This window comes from Mycobacterium terramassiliense, from assembly GCF_900157385.1.
Lineage (GTDB): Bacteria > Actinomycetota > Actinomycetes > Mycobacteriales > Mycobacteriaceae > Mycobacterium > Mycobacterium terramassiliense.
This window is the reverse complement of record NZ_LT717701.1, coordinates 1,548,027-1,562,602: the sequence shown is the minus strand read 5'-3', so window position 1 is coordinate 1,562,602 and position 14,576 is coordinate 1,548,027. Positions and strand designations below refer to the sequence as shown.

The 14,576-nt window shown below is 67.6% G+C and carries 13 protein-coding genes and 1 pseudogene; 8 read left to right on the top strand and 6 right to left on the bottom strand.

Features of this window, described 5'->3' with window-relative positions; translation table 11 throughout:
- The first annotated feature begins 157 nt into the window (after positions 1–157).
- Both MTAB308_RS22175 and MTAB308_RS29370 read left to right on the top strand, forming a co-directional pair.
- Positions 158–1,264, top strand: a complete 1,107-nt coding sequence (locus tag MTAB308_RS22175) for a M23 family metallopeptidase (RefSeq protein WP_077104657.1) — start codon at positions 158–160, stop codon at positions 1,262–1,264.
- 1 nt (position 1,265) lies between these two features.
- Positions 1,266–1,847, top strand: coding sequence for a hypothetical protein (locus tag MTAB308_RS29370; RefSeq protein WP_077102191.1), 582 nt, complete (start codon positions 1,266–1,268; stop codon positions 1,845–1,847).
- Positions 1,848–1,941: 94 nt separating this feature from the next.
- On the opposite strand, the gene pcrA is transcribed toward MTAB308_RS29370, so the two are convergent.
- Positions 1,942–4,266 carry a DNA helicase PcrA gene (gene pcrA, locus MTAB308_RS22165; protein WP_077102189.1) on the bottom strand — a complete coding sequence of 775 codons (2,325 nt, stop codon included), beginning with the start codon at positions 4,264–4,266 and terminating at the stop codon, positions 1,942–1,944.
- A 271-nt stretch (positions 4,267–4,537) separates the two neighbouring features.
- On the opposite strand from pcrA, the gene MTAB308_RS22160 reads away from it, so the two are divergent.
- Together MTAB308_RS22160 and pgi are read left to right on the top strand one after the other, a co-directional pair.
- Positions 4,538–4,855: a chorismate mutase gene (locus MTAB308_RS22160; protein ID WP_077102187.1), complete on the top strand. Its 318-nt coding sequence runs from the start codon at positions 4,538–4,540 to the stop codon at positions 4,853–4,855.
- Between the two features lie 164 nt (positions 4,856–5,019).
- Positions 5,020–6,684 (top strand): glucose-6-phosphate isomerase, encoded by a 1,665-nt coding sequence (gene pgi, locus MTAB308_RS22155; protein WP_077102185.1) that lies wholly within the window; start codon positions 5,020–5,022, stop codon positions 6,682–6,684.
- A gap of 16 nt (positions 6,685–6,700) precedes the next feature.
- Here pgi and MTAB308_RS22150 read toward each other — a convergent pair whose 3' ends face one another.
- The gene (locus MTAB308_RS22150; protein WP_077104655.1) at positions 6,701–7,276 is read right to left on the bottom strand and encodes a TetR/AcrR family transcriptional regulator; all 576 of its coding nucleotides are present in this window, start codon (positions 7,274–7,276) and stop codon (positions 6,701–6,703) included.
- 114 nt (positions 7,277–7,390) lie between these two features.
- Between MTAB308_RS22150 and MTAB308_RS22145 the strand changes: the two genes are divergently transcribed.
- A complete protein-coding gene (locus MTAB308_RS22145) occupies positions 7,391–8,716 on the top strand; it encodes an oxygenase MpaB family protein (protein ID WP_077102183.1) in 1,326 nt (441 codons plus the stop codon).
- A gap of 9 nt (positions 8,717–8,725) precedes the next feature.
- On the opposite strand, the gene MTAB308_RS22140 is transcribed toward MTAB308_RS22145, so the two are convergent.
- From MTAB308_RS22140 to cobF, 4 genes and pseudogenes are all read right to left on the bottom strand, one after another.
- Complete coding sequence (locus MTAB308_RS22140; RefSeq protein WP_077102182.1) at positions 8,726–9,499, bottom strand: SDR family oxidoreductase; 774 nt, start codon at positions 9,497–9,499, stop codon at positions 8,726–8,728.
- 113 nt (positions 9,500–9,612) lie between these two features.
- On the bottom strand, positions 9,613–10,083 hold the full coding sequence (locus MTAB308_RS29950; protein ID WP_245831543.1) for a zinc finger domain-containing protein: 471 nt from the start codon (positions 10,081–10,083) through the stop codon (positions 9,613–9,615).
- 150 nt (positions 10,084–10,233) lie between these two features.
- A pseudogene (locus MTAB308_RS29945) lies at positions 10,234–10,476 on the bottom strand (DNA-formamidopyrimidine glycosylase family protein); the annotation flags it as partial.
- 5 nt (positions 10,477–10,481) lie between these two features.
- Positions 10,482–11,225, bottom strand: coding sequence for a precorrin-6A synthase (deacetylating) (cobF, locus tag MTAB308_RS22130; RefSeq protein WP_077102178.1), 744 nt, complete (start codon positions 11,223–11,225; stop codon positions 10,482–10,484).
- A 121-nt stretch (positions 11,226–11,346) separates the two neighbouring features.
- On the opposite strand from cobF, the gene MTAB308_RS22125 reads away from it, so the two are divergent.
- The 3 genes from MTAB308_RS22125 (at position 11,347) to MTAB308_RS22115 (ending at position 14,574) form a co-directional block, all read left to right on the top strand.
- A complete protein-coding gene (locus tag MTAB308_RS22125) occupies positions 11,347–12,252 on the top strand; it encodes an AurF N-oxygenase family protein (protein WP_077102176.1) in 906 nt (301 codons plus the stop codon).
- A gap of 221 nt (positions 12,253–12,473) precedes the next feature.
- A complete protein-coding gene (locus MTAB308_RS22120) occupies positions 12,474–13,442 on the top strand; it encodes a DUF4873 domain-containing protein (RefSeq protein ID WP_425436352.1) in 969 nt (322 codons plus the stop codon).
- A gap of 358 nt (positions 13,443–13,800) precedes the next feature.
- The gene (locus MTAB308_RS22115; RefSeq protein ID WP_425436299.1) at positions 13,801–14,574 is read left to right on the top strand and encodes an STAS domain-containing protein; all 774 of its coding nucleotides are present in this window, start codon (positions 13,801–13,803) and stop codon (positions 14,572–14,574) included.
- The last annotated feature ends 2 nt before the right edge of the window (positions 14,575–14,576 follow it).

Here is a 14,576-nt window from a genome sequence, read left to right as displayed (position 1 = left end):
GATGTGGCGCAGCTCACGGCATACCGGTACCCCGCAAAGGTGATGCGAATCACAATCTTGGCCGGGTTCTTGGCCCGAGGTTGCCAGCCCCGTCGGTTAGCGGATACCTTCCTAGGGTCCAGATAACGTTATGGTCACGATACGAGGACATTTCAGCTTGTCCCAGCACCGTTTGACTCGTCCTTCTGCCGAAACAACAGGCGTGGTGAGGGTAGGTCGCGCAGCAGGCGGCCGGTGGACGGAAGCTCACCGCAACGAGGTCACCGAAATCCTGCCCCTCGACGGGTTCGACTTCGACGACTGGGATTTCGTCGACGAGGCCGCCGATCTCGATGATCTGGACTTCAGCAACGACTCGGCCTTCGACAACGAAGCCCGCGTGCTGCTGGCTCCCGAGCTCGACGACCTGCACGACACGGACGATTTGGGCCCGCTGCTGCTGGCCGCTCCCGCGGCCGTGCCGGTCCCGGCACGGTTCCAGCCCCGTACCGCCGCCACCGAAGCGCGCCGTTCCAACTACTCGGACATCACCGACGTCATTCCCGTCATACGCCGCGGCGGGCAACACCGTAAGCAGCCGACCAGCGCGGCCCGGGGGCGCCTGCTGATCTCGGCGATGGCGGCCGGGGCCGCGGCCGCCGCGGCCCACACGGCGACCAGCCACGCCGATACGCCCAAGACGGAGGCCGTGCTGACCGCCAACGCGTCGGCCCTCACCGGCGGGGCGGGTAGCAACACGATCCGCGGCGCCCAGGTGATCGCTGTCCAGCCCGCGGCGAACGCCGCGGTGCACAACGAGGAGCTCGCCAAGGGCCTGGCCTTCGCCAACGATCGCGCTCAGCGCGAGGCCCGGCTGCAGCAGCCGCTCTATGTCATGCCGACCAAGGGCATCTTCACCTCCAACTTCGGGTACCGGTGGGGCGTGCTGCACGCGGGCATCGACCTCGCCAACTCGATCGGAACGCCGATCTATGCGGTGTCCGACGGCGTCGTCATCGACTCCGGCCCCGCCGCCGGCTATGGGGCGCTGGTCAAGCTCCGCCACGCCGACGGCACCGTCACGCTCTACGGGCACGTCAACACGACGCTGGTCAGCGTCGGCCAGCGCGTGATGGCCGGCGACCAGATCGCCACCATGGGCAACCGCGGCAATTCCACCGGGCCACACCTGCACTTTGAGGTGCTCCAGGGCGGCACCGAAAGGATCGACCCAGTCCCATGGCTTGCAAAGCGGGGTCTTAACGTCGGCAACTACGCTGGCTGAGGTGACCGCGCCCAACGACCCCGCTGCTCCTGCGCCCACACCGGAGGCCGCCGCACCACCCTCGGAATCGCAGACGCGGATCATCCGGCGGGCACCGACCGGGCCGATGCCCGTGGTCCCGGAGTCCCCAACGACGCAGCTTCCCCGGCAGTCGGCTCCCGATCAGGGCGCCACGTCCGCGGTCCGGCACGGGCTTGCGGCCCCGCCCGGCCACGAGCCGAGCGGGCGGACCGCCGTCGCCGCCAGCGCCGTCGCCATCGTCAGCGGATGGGCCACATCGGTGGTGGCCACCGACCTGATCGCGGGGTGGTGGCGGACCGACCGCCTCTTCTGCATCGCGGTCGCCTTCCTCGCGCTGGTGTTCGCGATCACCACGATCTCCGGGGTGATCATGCTGCTGCAGCATCGACCGCTTGGTCGTTACCTCATCGCGGCCGGCGCCGTGGTGGCGGTGCTGACCTACGGCGGCGTGTTCATCGCGGGCGCGCGCGTGGCGTGGATCGTCTACACCCTGTGGTTGCTGCCGGTCGCCAGCGTGGCGCTGGCGTTTCACCCGCAAACCAAACGCTGGCTGCACGCGTAGCGGGCTTCCTTACGCCGCTCGCGCCCTTTGCGCCGAACGTGTTCTGGCGGCGAAGAATTGGCGAAAATCTCGCCCTGACGTCACGTTCGGCGAGTCAGAGCTTGCTGACGGGGGCGTGGTTGTGCATCAGCTTCACCCGCCCCGAGCTGCCGAAGTCGATCAGCGACATGGCCGATTCACCGACCCCGGACACCTCCTCGACCCGGCCCAGCCCGTATTTGTCGTGAGTCACCCGGTCGCCGGGCTGCAGCACCAGCAGCGGGCGCTTGTTGGCCCCCGACCGGGTCGGCGACGGACGCGGCGCGCCGAACCGTCCGGCACCGCTCACCGGGGCACTGAACGACGACGGCGGCGGCGCGCTGCGCCGCCAGTCGATGAGCTCCTGCGGAATCTCCTGCAGGAAGCGCGATTCCGGGTTGAGCATCGGCTGCCCCCAGGAGGACCGCACGATGGCCCGGGAGACGTACAGTCGCTGGCGGGCCCGCGTGATGCCGACGTAGGCCAGCCGCCGCTCCTCGGACAGTTCGGTCGGGTCGTCCAGCGACCGCATGTGGGGGAACATCCCGTCCTCCCAGCCGGTGACGAACACCACCGGGAACTCCAGCCCCTTCGCCGTGTGCAGCGTCATCAGCGTGACCAAACCGGCTCCGTGCTCGGGGATTTCGTCGGCGTCGGCGACCAGCGACACCCGCTCCAGAAACGCCGCCAGGGCGCCGGTATCGGGCACATCCTCGTCCTCGGGAGCCTCCAGCGCGGCCGCATTGGCTTGGTCGATGCTGAATTCGTGTGCGACGCTGACCAATTCGTTCAGGTTGTCCAGCCTGGCCAGCTCCTGCGGATCGGTGGAGGACTCCAGCTCGCTGCGGTAGCCGCTGCGTTCGAGCACCAACTCGACCAATTCGCCGAGGTCGTCGTCGAGGTGGCCCCTCAGGTCGTCCAGCAGCTCGACGAAGCCCGCGATCGCCTTCTCCGCGCGGGTATTCAGCATCGGCACCCGGCCTTCGGCGGCTGCCACCAGCGCGTCGGCGAAGCTGGCGCCGGTGTTCTCGGCGTACACCGCCACGCACGCCTCGGCGCGATCCCCGATGCCCCGGCGCGGCGTGTTGAGGATGCGCCGCATGCTGACCGCGTCACCGGGATTGTCCAGCACCCGTAGGTAGGCGACGATGTCGCGGATCTCCTTGCGCTCGTAGAAGCGCACTCCCCCAACGACCTTGTAGGGGATGCCGGCGCGGATGAAGACCTCTTCCAGGGACCGCGACGAGTTGTTGGTGCGATAGAACACCGCCACGTCGTTGTAGGTGATCTCGCCCCGCTCGGCGAGCGCGTCGATCTCCTCGGCCACGAACCGGGCCTCGTCGTGCTCGTTGTCGGCGACGTAGCCGACGATCAGCTCGCCCGCGCCGGCGTCGGTCCACAGGCGCTTCTCACGGCGTCCCGTGTTGCGGGCGATCACCGAGTTGGCCGCCGACAGGATGTTCTGCGTGGAGCGGTAATTCTGTTCCAGCAGAATGGTTCTCGCGTCGGGATAGTCGCGCTCGAAGTCCTCGATGTTGCGGATGGTCGCGCCGCGGAACGCATAAATCGATTGATCGGCGTCACCGACCACGCACAATTCCGCCGGCGGCACGTCGCCCTCGGTGTCGGTGCCCACCAGTTCGCGCACCAGCACGTACTGGGCGTGGTTGGTGTCCTGGTATTCGTCGACCAGCACATGCCGGAACCGCCGGCGGTAATACTGCGCGATTTGGGGGAACGTCTGCAGCACCGCGACGGTCTCGCCGATCAGGTCGTCGAAGTCCAACGCGTTGGCCGCGCGCAGCCGCCGCTGGTATTCGCCGTAGACGGAGGCCACCGTCCGGCTCAACTCATCGGAGTCGTCCGACAGGTTGGCCACCGCCTCGCCGGGATCTATCAACTCGTTCTTCAGGTTGGAGATGGCGTTGGCCAGCAGGCGCGGCGAGTAGCGCTTGATGTCCAGCCCCATGTCGCGGCCGATCATCTGCAGCAGGCGTCGCGAATCGTCGGCGTCGTAGATCGAGAAGTTGGAATTGAGCCCCTCGATCAGCGATGCCTGGTTGCGCAGGATGCGCACGCAGGTCGAGTGGAACGTGGACACCCACATCGCGCGGGCGCGATTGCCCACCAGGCGCACCACGCGTTCGCGCATCTCCGCGGCGGCCTTGTTGGTGAACGTGATCGCCAGGATCTGTCCGACGCCGACGCCGCGCGCCGCGATCAGATAGGCGATGCGCCGCGTCAGGACCGCCGTCTTGCCCGAGCCCGCGCCCGCGACGATCAGCAGCGGCGAGCCCTCGTGCACCACCGCCTGGCGTTGTTGCGGGTTGAGCCCGTCGAGCAGCTCCTGTGCTTCGGAGGCGGACTTGGCATCGGAGTTACTGGTCGCGTGCACACTCATGTCGGTCCAAACTTACCGCCGACCGCCGACTACTTCGCCGGCCCGGCACTGGGGACCGACGCCCAATCATTTTTGCGTGGTCACGCCCCTTAGTGGCACACTCGGTGAGTGCTCAACGCGCGGCAACATCGGCAGCTCCCGACCCGGGAGTGGATCGGCCGATTTTTCTACGGGTACCGGCCAGCGGTGCCCGTGGTGTAGCTGCTTTCGCAGAGCCCCGTGGTCCGCTTCCGGATTCGGGGCTCGTCTCTTTTGTGAGGCCCGATAACGGATGAGACCAGACCCCCCACATCAAGAGAACGCGGAGTTAGCCGAAATGAACATCGAGACCGTCGAGTCCCCAGAGGCCACCGACATTGAGCAGTTGCGCCAAGAGATCGACCGATTGGACGCCGAGATCCTCGCCGCGGTAAAGCGGCGCGCCGAGGTGTCCCAGGCGATCGGCAAGGTGCGCATGGCGTCCGGCGGCACCCGGCTGGTGCACAGCCGCGAGATGAAGGTCATCGAACGCTACAGCGAGCTCGGTCCCGAGGGTAAGGACCTGGCGATGTTGCTGTTGCGGCTGGGCCGGGGCCGGCTCGGGCACTGACAGCCCCGCATCCCGGCCCGGCCCGGCGCTGTCCGACCGCATACGCATGGTGACGGCCCGCCGCGCCCGGCTACGCCGCGCTTGCGACCGTCACAGCATTAGCCACCGTGACGGCCCGCCGCGCCCGGCTACGCCGCGCTTGCGACCGTCACTAGGGTCGAATCATGACCTCCGTGCACACCATCCCCGACATCACCGCCACCCCGGCGTGGGACGCCCTGCGCAGTCATCACGAACAAATCGGCGATACCCATCTACGCAAGTTCTTCGACGACGATCCCGACCGCGGCCGCGAGCTGACCGTCACGGTCGGCGACCTCTACATCGACTACAGCAAACACCGCGTCACCCGAGAGACGCTGCGGCTGCTGATCGACTTGGCCCGGACGGCTAACCTCGAAGAGCGGCGCGACCAGATGTTCTCCGGCGTGCACATCAACACCTCTGAGGACCGCGCCGTGTTGCACACCGCGCTACGGCTGCCCCGGGACGCCGAGCTAACCGTCGACGGCCAGAACGTCGTCGAGGACGTGCACGCCGTGCTGGATGCGATGGGAGAGTTCACCGACCGGTTACGCAGCGGTGAATGGGTCGGGGCCACCGGGAAAAGAATCAGCACCGTGGTCAACATCGGCATCGGGGGGTCGGACCTCGGACCGGTCATGGTGTACCAGGCGCTGCGCCACTACGCCGACGCGGGAATATCGGCACGCTTCGTCTCCAACGTCGACCCCGCCGATCTGATCGCGAAGCTGGCCGACTTGGACCCGGCCACAACGCTTTTCATCGTGGCGTCGAAGACCTTCTCCACGCTGGAGACGCTGACCAACGCGACCGCCGCGCGCCGCTGGTTGACCGACGCGCTCGGGGACTCCGCGGTGGCCAAGCATTTCGTCGCCGTCTCCACCAACAAACGCCTGGTCGACGACTTCGGCATCAACACCGACAACATGTTCGGGTTCTGGGATTGGGTGGGCGGGCGTTACTCGGTCGATTCGGCGATCGGCCTGTCGGTGATGGCCGCCGTCGGCAAGGAAGCATTCGCCGACTTTCTGTCCGGATTCCACATCGTTGACCGGCATTTCAAGACGGCCCCGCTGGAGTCCAACGCGCCCGTCCTGCTCGGCCTGATCGGGCTGTGGTACTCCAACTTCATGGGCGCGCAATCGCGCGCGGTGCTGCCGTATTCGAACGACCTGTCCCGCTTTGCGGCGTACCTGCAACAGCTGACTATGGAATCCAACGGCAAGTCGACGCGCGCCGACGGCACACCCGTCACCACCGACACGGGCGAAATCTTTTGGGGCGAACCGGGAACCAATGGCCAGCACGCCTTCTACCAACTGCTGCATCAGGGCACCCGGCTGGTGCCGGCCGATTTCATCGGCTTCAGCCAACCCCTCGACGACCTCGCCACCGCCGACGGCACCGGCAGCATGCACGACCTGCTGATGAGCAACTTCTTCGCCCAGACGCAGGTGCTGGCGTTCGGCAAGACGGCCGAGGAGATCGCCGCCGAGGGCACGCCCGCCCACGTCGTACCGCACAAGGTGATGCCGGGCAACCGGCCGTCCACCTCGATCCTGGCCGACCGGCTCACGCCGTCGGTGCTGGGCCAGCTGATCGCGCTCTACGAGCACCAGGTCTTCACCGAGGGCGTGATCTGGGGCATCGACTCCTTCGACCAGTGGGGCGTGGAACTGGGCAAAACGCAAGCCAAGGCGCTGCTGCCGGTGATCACCGCCGACTCCTCGCCCGCGCCACAGTCGGACAGCTCGACCGACGCGCTGGTGCGTCGCTACCGCACCGAAAGAGGGCGCACCAGCTGACGTTTCACGGCGACCCTCAGCCGGTCGGAACCACGGGTTCGGAGCCGAATCGCCGCACAAACGTGCGCAAGCGCTCCACGGTCGCGGTCTGCGGATCACTGAGGTGCAGCCGCAGCAACTCGCGACCGGCGGCGTGCAGGACTCGGGCGGTGTATTCGGGATCGTGCAGCTGCTGATTGGTGCGCAGTAGCTCACGGACGAAGAAGTCAATGACGGCCGCCTCCGATTGAGCCAGGCGGGCATACAACTCCGGCGGAGCGCCCTGCGGCGGGAACAGGAACAACCGCCACGTCGCCGGGTGGGCATCGACGGCCGCCAGCACGCCGTCGAAGGCGAGCACCAGCGACTGATCTTGCGCGGCGGCATCCAAACCCGAGATCGCTTCGGCGAACTGCGCACCCGCCCGGGCCGCCTCCCGGTCGATCAGTTCGACGAACAGTCCCGCCAAGTCGCCGAACTTCTGATAGATCAACGACCGATTGATGCCGGCCTGCTCCGCGATGCGGTTCGGTGTTGCCGCGTGGAACCCGTCGGCGTCGACGATCGCGTGCGTGACGTCGAGGATCTGCTCGCGCCGGCCCTCGGCGGTCATGCGGCGCTTGGCGCCCGACGACATCGACGGCAATGACGTGGTCACGCTTGACAGCATAACTAACACCTTGTGAGTATTACTCACGAACTGTTAGTTACCGGGAGGCAGCTTGTCATGTCCAGGGCCACGTACTACCCCGAACTCGCCCAACGTGTCCGCAGTCAGCGCGAGTTGCAGCCCGATCTCTACGGGGACTTCGACTTCGACCGGGCGCCGGATCGGCTGGCCACCGAGCCGGACGTCGACTCCGCCCTGCCGACCTGGGTCGCCGACCGCGCGCCGATCCTGGAAGACGACCGCGTCCTCGAATTGATCAGCACGGCCACCCTGCTCGGCGACGTCGTCGCCGATCCCTACGCGGCGCTGATGGCCACACACAGCGTCACGCAGCTGATCGACATGCTCACCAGGGCCTGCCGGCACGGAATCGAGGCCGTGCCCGAGGCACCCCCCGAACTCGTCGCGTTCATCGCGGCGATGGAGGCCACCCCGGAGTGGATCGATTTCGACCTGGTGCGTGAGGGCGCTCGCCAAGAGCGGATTCCCGCGGCGCTGCTGGTCCCTTTCATCACCCGGGGAGCCTTCATCGCGACCTTCACCAACACCTACGCCGCGCTGCCGATGGCTCTGACCGGCGCGCTCTCGGGCAAGCGGGCCGCCCGGCGCGTCAACGAAACGGCCAGTTTCTTCGCCGTCACGACGCTGCCCGGGGCGCTGGACCGGTACGGCCCGGGGTTTGAGGCCGCCGCCATGGTGCGGCTGATGCACTCGATGGTCCGCTACAACGCTTTGAAGAAATCGGACAAATGGGACACGGCCGTCTACGGCATGCCGGTGCCACAGGTTGACCAGATGCCCGCGGGAATGATCGGCCAGTACCTGTTGGCTCGCAAGGCGCGCCAACAGGGGCGGACGGAGTTCACCAAAGAAGAGCGTGCCGTCATCGAATTCGCCAGGTATCGCTGCTTTCTGCTCGGCCTGCCCGAGGAACTGCTGCCCGCGGAACCCGCCGACATCATCCATGTCATGCACGCGCGCTCGGCACTGCTGCGACACGGGTTCGACAGCATCTGTGCCGAACTCGTCCGCGGCACCATGGCGGCCTATCTGCGCCCCGACACCACCCTGTTCGACCGGTGCGCCGAAGCGGTCGAAAAGAGTTTCAGCAAGCTCACTTTCGTCCGCACTTTCTGCGGTGGTGACCGCGACGTGGCCGAGGCCATGGGCGTCTCGCTCGGCTCGACGGACCTCTTGCGGGTAGCCCTCACCGCGCCCTTCATCATCGGGCGCTTCACCGCGGTCAGCCACGCCAGCCGCATCCCGGTGCTCAGGGACGTCACCGACGCGTATGTCATCGCGCTGCTGAAGCTCCGGCTAGCGACCTACGGCAAACCCGAATTCACCACCGACTCAGCGCATTACACACCGGTCCCCCACTGACTCTTCTCGCTAGGCGAACAGCTTCGTCAGCCGGGGCGGCAGGACCCGCAAGAGCTGCACCAGCGGCGCCCAGGGCCACCAGGGCACCACCGCCCGGCCCGGCTCGCGCTCGATCGCGGCAACGAGCGCCTTGACGCCAGTCTCGTTGTCCACCATCAACATTGTGCTGGAGGATTTGGCGGTCATCTCCGACTCGATATAGCCCGGCTCGATCACCGAAACCTTGATCGGGCCGCTGGGGTATTCGGCGCGCAGCGATTCGCCCAGGGAGGTCAACCCGGCCTTGCTCGCGCAGTAGGCCGCCTTGACGCCCGGCACACCCTTGTTACCGAGCACCGACGAGATGAGCACCAGGTGGCCCGAACTGGGGGCACCTCCCGCTTGCGGGGGACTCTTGGCGAACATCTCCAGCGCCGCTTCGATCTGTACGAGTGCGGCCACCAGGTTGGTCTCGATGGTCGCCTTGTTCGCCCAGAGCTTGCCGGAGCCGAGCTTGGCGCCCTTGCCGATCCCGGCGTTGACGACGACGCGGTCGATGCCGCCCAGTTCGTCGTTGAGCTCGGCGAACACCTTCGGCACCTGCTCGTGGTCGTTGACGTCCAACGCGGCGACGGCGACTTTGATGCCCGGATACCTTTGCGTCAGTTCGGCTTTCAGCTCATCGAGCCGCTCGGTGCGACGGGCGCACAACCCCAGGTCGCGGCCCTTGGCGGCGAAGGATCGCGCCATCCCGGCACCCAGGCCGGAACTCGCGCCAGTGATGAGAATCTTCTGACGAGTCACCCCGGCAGCATAGCTAGTGCCCGCCCAACGTCGAGTTGTTGGGCTCGATAGGCGGTTTTCCGCACAACAAGTCGACGCTCGACCGCTATTCGAGCAGCGACCGGGGGTGGGCGCTACTTGAGCAGCCGCGACAAGCGCCGGTCGGCCAGCACCTTGCCACCGGTCTGGCACGTCGGGCAATACTGAAAAGACTTGTCCGCGAACGACACTTCGCGCACGGTGTCCCCGCACACCGGGCAGGGCAGGCCGGTGCGGGCATGAACCCGTAATCCGGAGCGCTTCTCCCCCTTGAGCGTCGCGGCCCCCTGGCCGACGGAGCGGCTCACCGCGTCGGTCAGCACCGAGATCATCGCGTCGTGCAGGGCGGTCAGCTGTCCGTCGGACAGCTTGCCCGCGGTCGCGAACGGCGAGATCTTTGCGACGTGCAGGATTTCGTCGCTGTAGGCGTTGCCGATGCCGGCGATCACCTTCTGGTCGGTGATGACGGTCTTGATCCGGCCCGTGTTACCGGCCAGCACCCCGGCCAGGTCCTCGGGTCCGAGCTCCAGCGCGTCGGGGCCGAGGGCCGCGATGCCGGGCACCACCTTCGGGTCGTCAACGAGCCACACCGCCAGCCGCTTCTGGGTGCCCGCCTCGGTGAGGTCAAAGCCGGGCGCCTCGCCCGGGGTGCCCAGGTGCACGCGCAACGCGATCGGCCCCTTGCCGGGTCGCAGCGGCGCCGCGGCCAGCTTGTCGGACCACCGCAGCCAGCCCGCGCGCGACAGGTGGGCGATCAGGAACAGCTGCCCGGCCTGCAATCCCAGGTACTTGCCCCACCGCTGGGCGCCCGTCACGGGCTGGCCGTGCAGCGCGGTCGTCGGCGGGTCGAAGGTCTTGAGCACCGACAGCGCGCCGACGTCGACGCGACCGATCGTCGAACCGACGGCGCGGCGCCGCAGATGGTCGACCAGCGCTTCGACCTCGGGCAGTTCGGGCACGCCCTTCAGTCTGCCGGTCTGAGCAAATAGGTGTCCATGATCCAGCCGTGCCGGGCGCGGGCGTCGGCCCGCAGCGCCGCGATGCGCGGCCCGACCTCGCCGACGGTGCCGGCCACCAGCAGCTCGTCGGTGGTGCCCAGGTAGGCGCCCCACCAGATCTTCGTGTCGGGCGGGCACGCCTGAAACGAACAGTCCCCGTCCAGCATCACGACCGCCGAGCCCGCCAACCCATGCTCGCGCAGCCGCCTGCCGGTGGTGATCAGGACCGGCTCGCCCACCTCGTTGAGCGGGATGCGGTGCCGGGCCGTGAGCGCCTGCACCGCGGTGATACCGGGAATGACATCGAGGGTGAATTCGACCTCGGCCGCGACGGCATCCAGGATCCGCAGGGTGCTGTCGTAGAGCGACGGGTCGCCCCAGGCCAGGAAGGCACCCACGCCGTCGGCGCCGAGCTCGGTGGCGATGGCCGACGCCCACACCCGTGCCCGCGCGGCGTGCCAGTCCGAGACCCCCTCGCGGTAGTCGGGCCCGGTCGAGCGTTTCGGGTCCGGCAACTCCACGAAGCGGTACCCGGGCTCCCGGATGAACCGCGCGCAGACCTCTCGCCGCAGGGCCACCAGGTCGCTTTTGGCTTCCCCCTTGTCCATCGCAAAGAAGACCTGGGTGTCATTCAGGGCCTCGATCGCCTGGACCGTCACGTAGTCGGGATCGCCCGCACCGATGCCGATCACGTGAATATGCCGACCCAAGAAACCCTCCTTATTGGTTAAATCAGAGTGCCGAATCGAGACCTCGAGGGCCTAGCCGGGACTCCAAGTACCCAGTACCATGGGTACCGTCTGAAGCACCCAATGAAGGGACGCCAGCGCCATGACCACGGTGGTGAAGCCAAGTGGCCCAAGTCGTGAGGAGTTCTCGGACCGTTTGCTGAAAGGCTCGGTCAAGAAGTCCTACGAGCCCGTCGTCGACATCGATTGGGACGCGCCGCTGGATCCGGACAAGTTCTATCTGCCGCCGCGGCTGGTGTCGTTGTACAACACGCCGATGTGGGACGAGATGACCCGCGAACAACAGATCGATCTGTCGCGCCAGGAACTGGTCAACACGCTGTCCGCAGGGATCTGGTTCGAGAACATGCTCAACCAGTCGTTGTTGCGGACCATCCTGCACGAGGACCCCACCAGCTCCTCGACGCATTACAAGCTGACCGAGCTGGGCGACGAGACCCGCCACATGGTCATGTTCGGCAAGGCGATCGAGCGCATCGGCGCCAAGCCGGTGCGCCCGCGGCTTTTTCACCGTTGGATCATCAATGCCCTGCCGCTCGCGTTCCAGCGCGGCTCGATGCTGTGGATGGCCGCGCTCATCGGTGAGGAGATCTTCGACTCGCTGCAGCGGCAGATGATGGACGACCCGGAATTGCAGCCAATCATCCAGCGCCTCATGCGGATTCACGTCACCGAGGAGGCGCGCCACATTCAGTTCGCCCGGGACGGGGCCCGCAAGCGCGTCACCGAAATGCCCCGGCTCAACCGATGGTTCATGGCCAATATCAACGGGCTGGGCGGCTACTTCTTCAACTACCTGTTCAGCAATCCGATCCCCTACGCGCGGGTGGGTCTGGACGCGAAGCGGGCCCGACGGACCGCCCGCACCAGCCCGCACCGCCGCGAGATGCAGGTTGGCGGCTTCGCTCCGCTGGCGGCGTTCCTCACCGAGGTGGGCCTGCTGGGTCCCATCGCGCGTCGCGGCTGGAAGCGCAGCAGGTTCCTGTGACCCGGCCGCCGGTCGTCGTCCTCGGCGCGGGCGACGGCGGCCGCGCCGCGCGTGAGGCGCTGCGGGCGGCGGGCGTCGCCGACGTCGTGCCGCTCGACCGCGAGGTCCTCGGCGCACGATTCGACGACGGCACCGACACCTGGCTGCTCGCGACATCCGAGGGGGAGACGACGCGGGCCGGCATCGTCATCGCCGCGGACCGACCGGTGCAGGTCCCGTGGTTGCCCGACATTCCGGGGCGCGACGGCTTCCTCGGCGAATCGTTCCACGCGGCGCAGTGGCCACCCGGCTTCGACCCGGCCGGTAAGCGCGTCGCGGTCGTCGGCGCCGACGGCACCGCCGGCCACTACCTGCCGCGGCTGACCGCGTCGGCCGCCGCCGTCACCGTCTTTGCGCACCCGCCGCGCCGGATCGTCGACGAGTTGCCGCTCCCTGCCACCCGCGTCAAGCGGTGGCTGAGCCGCCGCGTCCGGCCGGCGGCCACGGCACAGCCGCGGCCCGCGCTGGTGAGATCGACCATCAGCGCCGTCACCGCATCGGGCATCCACACCGCCGACGGGGTCGAACACGGCGTCGACGCCATCGTCTACGGCACCGGGTTCGCCGTCCCCGATCGCGCGGAACAGACGAAGCTGCTCGGCGCGGGCGGCGTGAGCGCCGCCGAGCTCTGGGCCGACGGCGCGGAGCCCTATTTCGGGGTCGCCGTTCACGGGCTGCCCAACTACTTCTTCATCGACGGCCCCGACGTCGACGCACAAGCGCGCTACATCGCCGAGTGCGTCGGCCTCCTGCAACACACCGAGGCCACCCGCATCGAAGTGCGGCGCAGTAGCTACCAGGTATTCAACGAGCGCGCCTACCTGCGCCCCGCCCAGCCCCAACCCGTGGCGTCGGCCTTCGACCTGACCGCCGGCGCCGGCGCCGGCGATGCGAGCTATGAAGGCGCGGCGACGCTGACGATCGCCGGCGCCGAGCAGCCGGTACGCGTGCGGCTCACGGGCCATCTGGACCCGATCGACGGCCATTACCACTGGCAAGGCACGGTTTTCGGCGCCGCGGCGCTCAACGAGACAAGGACCGCGACGCTGACGGTCGGCGAGCGCAGCGCGGCCGCGCGCATCGTCGAGCAAACGCCGTGGGGCACGCATACGGTCGCCGGTGTCGGCGCCCCGCCGTACGCCCTCAGCTAGCACCCAAGGGAGCCGGCACCGTTTGCTGCGCCCTCGCGCCACCAAGGGGTTTGCCGACGGCGGCGTACGGGTAACCCTCCTAGTCTAATTTTCGTCTCAATGGGGGGCTGGCCACGCGGGTGGAGCGGCTTGGTCCGGTGCGTGGGCGTGTGTGCCGTCGAGGGGGGCGAGTTCTCCAGCAGCTAGCCGGGAATTCGAGGAGCGGGGATATGGCAGGGCGAGGCCCAATTGCGACATTGCGTCCGTCTTCTTTTCAGTTCGGATTCCGTGCGCCTAAATTGCTATGCAGACACGCACACCGGCGTGAAACTGTCTCGCAGGTCGAGATTGGCGAGGATGAAGCCCTGAACGGAAAGGGGTGGCTGCGTTGGGCGCGCTAGCTGAGTCCCCGAGTTCGCTCGCCGTGGCGACGCGAACCGACGAGTCAGTCGTCATCCTCACCGTCGAGGGTCAGCTCGACGCCAGCAGCTCCGCGGCGCTTCGCGACATGATCATGAAGACCACGCTCGACGAGCCGTCGGCCGTCATCGTCAATGTCTCCAAACTTCAGGTGCCCGCGGAATCGACGTGGTCGAGCTTCATCGGTGTGCGCTGGCAGGTTCACACCCGGCCCGAGGTTCCGATCGTGCTCATCTGCGCCGATCGCGCCGCCCGCGAGGCGATCACCCGCAGCGGCGTGGCCCGCTTCATGCCGGTGTACGCGACCGAAAAGTCCGCGATGAAGGCGCTCGACCGGCTCACCAGCCGCACCGTGCACCATGCCGACGCCGAGTTGCCCGCCAACCTGACCAGTCTGCGCGAATCGCGCCGGCTGGTCCGCGAGTGGCTTACCGCCTGGTCGCAGTCCGCGCTCATCCCGGTCGCCTTGGTGGTCGTCAACGTGTTCGTCGAGAACGTGCTGGAACACACCGGAAGCGTCCCGATGATGCGGCTCGAGGCCGACGGCACGACCGCGACCATCGCGGTGTCCGACTCCAGCAGCACGCCCGCGCTGCGGCTGCCGTCGCCGGACAAGGGCATCGACGTCTCCGGGCTGGCGATCGTCGACGCCTTGTCACGCGCCTGGGGCAGCACGCCCACGTCGTCCGGGAAGACGGTGTGGGCGGTCATCGGGCCCGAGAATCAGCTCTGACG

Excerpts from the sequence above, each read along its gene's own strand:
- pcrA (WP_077102189.1), bottom strand. The coding sequence starts at position 4,266 with ATGAGTGTGCACGCGACCAGTAACTCCGATGCCAAGTCCGCCTCCGAA.
- MTAB308_RS22160 (WP_077102187.1), top strand. The coding sequence starts at position 4,538 with ATGAGACCAGACCCCCCACATCAAGAGAACGCGGAGTTAGCCGAAATG.
- pgi (WP_077102185.1), top strand. The coding sequence starts at position 5,020 with ATGACCTCCGTGCACACCATCCCCGACATCACCGCCACCCCGGCGTGG.
- MTAB308_RS22150 (WP_077104655.1), bottom strand. The coding sequence starts at position 7,276 with ATGACCGCCGAGGGCCGGCGCGAGCAGATCCTCGACGTCACGCACGCG.
- MTAB308_RS22145 (WP_077102183.1), top strand. The coding sequence starts at position 7,391 with ATGTCCAGGGCCACGTACTACCCCGAACTCGCCCAACGTGTCCGCAGT.
- MTAB308_RS22125 (WP_077102176.1), top strand. The coding sequence starts at position 11,347 with ATGACCACGGTGGTGAAGCCAAGTGGCCCAAGTCGTGAGGAGTTCTCG.